Source organism: Actinoplanes awajinensis subsp. mycoplanecinus (genome assembly GCF_001509495.1).
Taxonomy (GTDB): Bacteria; Actinomycetota; Actinomycetes; order Mycobacteriales; family Micromonosporaceae; genus Actinoplanes; species Actinoplanes palleronii.
Window position 1 is genome coordinate 1 of the sequence record NZ_LLZH01000103.1, and the last position, 1,391, is coordinate 1,391.

Here is a 1,391-nt window from a genome sequence, read left to right on the forward strand (position 1 = left end):
GCTTGAGTTCAAGGGAACGTTGCAACACCTGATCTGATCAGGAGTTGTTCGTGTTCGAGATCCGTGGTGATCGTCGGCCGCAGGGACGTAAGAGGTTGCATGCCGAACGTCAGGCATATTTTGATCTTGTGGCTAAGGGCGTAGGGACGAGCGAGGCGTGTCAGCTGGTCGGTGTCGACCGCAAAACCGGCTATCAGTGGCGAGCGGCGAGTCCGGGCCGGGCCCGGATCGCGAAACGGTCGCCCTCCCGTCCGCCCCGTCCGGCCCGGCCCGTCCGGCCCGCTGTCGCACCGGTCGCACCTGTCGCGCCACGGGCGGCCCGGGCCGCCGCCCGGCCTGCCCCGGTCCGGCACGCGACAGTCTCCGGTCGCTACCTGAACGAAGCCGACCGGCTGGTCATCGCCGACCGGCTACGTGAAGGTGTCCGGCAACAAGACATCGCCGTCGAGCTGAGACGATCCCCTTCCACGATCAGCCGCGAGGTCCGCCGCAACCGGCACCCGGAAAACGGCCTCTACCGCCCGTATGCCGCCCAGGACCGCGCCGAACGACGCCGGCCCCGCCCGAAAACCAGCAAACTCGCCGCCAGCCCCGAACTACGCGACCGGGTCCAGGCCATGCTGGACACCAAACACAGCCCGGAACAGATCAGCAACCGGCTACGCCGCGACTTTCCCCAGCGAAGCGAGCTGCACGTGTCCCACGAAGCGATCTACCAAGCCCTGTACCTGCAAGGACGCGGCGGCCTGCGCCGGGAACTGACCGCCGCCCTGCGCACCGGCCGCACCAGGCGCCAGCCCCACCGCACCAACGGGCAACGCCGGCCCCGCTTCACCGAACCGATGATCATGATCAGTGAACGACCCGCGGAAGCCGCCGACCGCGCCGTGCCCGGCCACTGGGAAGGCGACCTGATCATCGGCCAGGACAACCAATCCGCGATCGGCACCCTCGTAGAACGCACCACCCGCTACGTGATGCTCGTACACCTCGGCGCCGGCCGCACCGCCGAACACGTCCGCGACGGCCTGATCACCACCATGACCGGCCTGCCCGCTCACCTGAAACGCTCCCTGACCTGGGACCAAGGCACTGAAATGGCCCTGCACCACCAATTCAGCATCGCCACCGAACTACCGGTCTACTTCTGCGACCCGCACTCACCCTGGCAACGCGGCTCGAACGAGAACACCAACGGACTACTCCGCCAATACTTCCCCAAAGGCACCGACCTGACCGTCCACAGCCCCGAACACCTCACCGCCGTCGCCGCCGAACTCAACGGCCGACCCCGCAAAACACTCGGCTGGGACACCCCCGCCGAACGCCTCGCTACACTCCTCACCACCACCAGCTAACCCTCGTGTTGCAACGACCCCTTGAAACCGCCC

The 1,391-nt window shown here is 67.2% G+C and carries 1 protein-coding gene; it reads left to right on the forward strand.

Translation table 11 applies throughout. From position 1 onward, the window contains the following. Positions 1-227: 227 nt before the first annotated feature. Positions 228-1,358, forward strand: a complete 1,131-nt coding sequence (locus ADL15_RS14440; protein ID WP_449369302.1) for an IS30 family transposase — start codon at positions 228-230, stop codon at positions 1,356-1,358. Positions 1,359-1,391: the final 33 nt, after the last annotated feature.